This is a genomic window from Nostoc sp. DedQUE02 (genome assembly GCF_034531035.1).
Taxonomy (GTDB): domain Bacteria; phylum Cyanobacteriota; class Cyanobacteriia; order Cyanobacteriales; family Nostocaceae; genus Nostoc.
In genome coordinates this window covers 1-1,605 of record NZ_JAVRBY020000142.1, presented here as the reverse complement: position 1 = coordinate 1,605, position 1,605 = coordinate 1, and the positions used below count along the sequence as shown (strand labels likewise).

The following is a 1,605-nucleotide window of genomic DNA, read 5'->3' as shown; positions in this document are numbered from 1 at the left end:
TGGAGTCAGTTGCAACGGCTCCCCCTTCCCCCCTGCACCCTAGTTACGATTCTTACTGGGATGAAACCAATGGCGATGGCGATCGTTGGAACCCGGCCGACTTTGGAGAAGTGCCCCATAAAAGCGACAACGGACAACTGACAATTTTTTACGATGACATCGAGGAGCCACCAGATCCAGACGACTTTTTAAATCTGACCGAATTTGAGCAAGCCTGGAGTGATTGGGAGTCAGGCCGTGTTCTGGAACAGGACACAGACTCAAGCCAATTAATCAGTAATCACTCGCACAAAACCGGGGGCGATCGCCCGTCTCTTGTTCTGGAACGTAATACACAAAATCCTGTTCCAGAACAAAAAACCCCAGGATTGGGGGACTATACCGATGTTCCAGAACACATTAAAGCTGTTCCAGAACATCTTCACTGGGTAGAAAAGTACTGTCCTTCTAAACGCAAAGACAACCATTATTACCGCTATTGCTGGAAGACCGGGAGGAAGATTAAGCATCGGCATATCGCCGGGGGGAATGTGCGATCGCAGTTGGCGCAGCACAGGAAGGGGGAGGTTGAGCTTGCGATCGCAGATGGATTAGCCCCGGTGGAGATTGAGAGTTTGATTAAATCATGGAGAAAATAAATGTCTGAACCAAAAAATTTGTTTCATTTGGGCTTAAAGGATCAGGAGAGTATTGTCGAGCTGACTATTCGCGCTTGTTCCCCAGAAATGGCAGTGAAAATCTACGAATCGTTGGAACTATGGTTGATCGAACTGCAACGGATTGATCTAGAAAATGATTGGCAGCAAGACGATAACCCAGACGGAAACCAAGGTTAATGGTTAATTGACTAATAGTGTCAAGCATTCTCAATAATGATTTGCCCTGTTGTGGGCCACTCCTGGCGCGATCGCGCCGGGGCTGCTTGAAGCTCCCTCGAAAGCTGAAATCATTGATTTATCTAGGTTTTTCTGGATAGAATAGAAATTATTTTTGAAGGTGATGAGTGAAAATTGTAAAAATCATGCATGAGCTAATGAAACTGAGTTTCATTAAGTAGTGTAAGAGAGCCACCAAGTGAGATCGAAAAGTTTTCACTCCTGGCGTCCCCATTCCCCATTACCCCCTTCGGTCCCACCTTCCCCAATGCCCAATGACGAATGACGAATGACGAATGACGAATGACTAATGACGAATAACTAAGTTTATCGCCGCCCGTCATCGTCATCATCGTTCACGTTAGAGATGACGATATTCACCCCGTCAGACCCAGCCTCGAACGCAACAATGGTAAATGTCTCACCATAGCCATCAGTCAGGCAAATGTGTGCATCACTGGGAAAGTTTTGTAATTCTTGAATCAGGTCTTGAACCGTGGTGTTTTCTTTGGTTGCAGTGGTCATATTTTCTCCTTTAAAAAGGCGATCGCAATTTGTACTGATATCTATTAGCTTCACCACCTTATCCCATCGGCGGCTATTGGTTGTGCAGAAGTGCGATCGCAGTCCGTCTCATCCCCAGTCGCCAATGCCCAATGCCCAATGCCCAATAAAAAGCGATCGCTTGCCTTCTTGAGTGCGATCGCCATTGTTGCATCCGTGAGCGTGA

General features: G+C 46.7%; 3 protein-coding genes. 2 read left to right on the top strand and 1 reads right to left on the bottom strand.

The window, feature by feature from the left end; genetic code table 11:
* Together RMX98_RS36185 and RMX98_RS36180 are read left to right on the top strand one after the other, a co-directional pair.
* Nucleotides 1-638, top strand: a 638-nt coding sequence (locus RMX98_RS36185; RefSeq protein WP_409881986.1) for a hypothetical protein, incomplete at its 5' end; no start/stop codon positions are given.
* Entirely contained in the window at nucleotides 639-836 is a 198-nt protein-coding gene (locus RMX98_RS36180; protein WP_409881985.1) for a hypothetical protein, read from the top strand.
* A 366-nt stretch (nucleotides 837-1,202) separates the two neighbouring features.
* Here RMX98_RS36180 and RMX98_RS36175 read toward each other — a convergent pair whose 3' ends face one another.
* Nucleotides 1,203-1,400: a hypothetical protein gene (locus RMX98_RS36175; protein ID WP_409881982.1), complete on the bottom strand. Its 198-nt coding sequence runs from the start codon at nucleotides 1,398-1,400 to the stop codon at nucleotides 1,203-1,205.
* Nucleotides 1,401-1,605 lie beyond the last annotated feature (205 nt).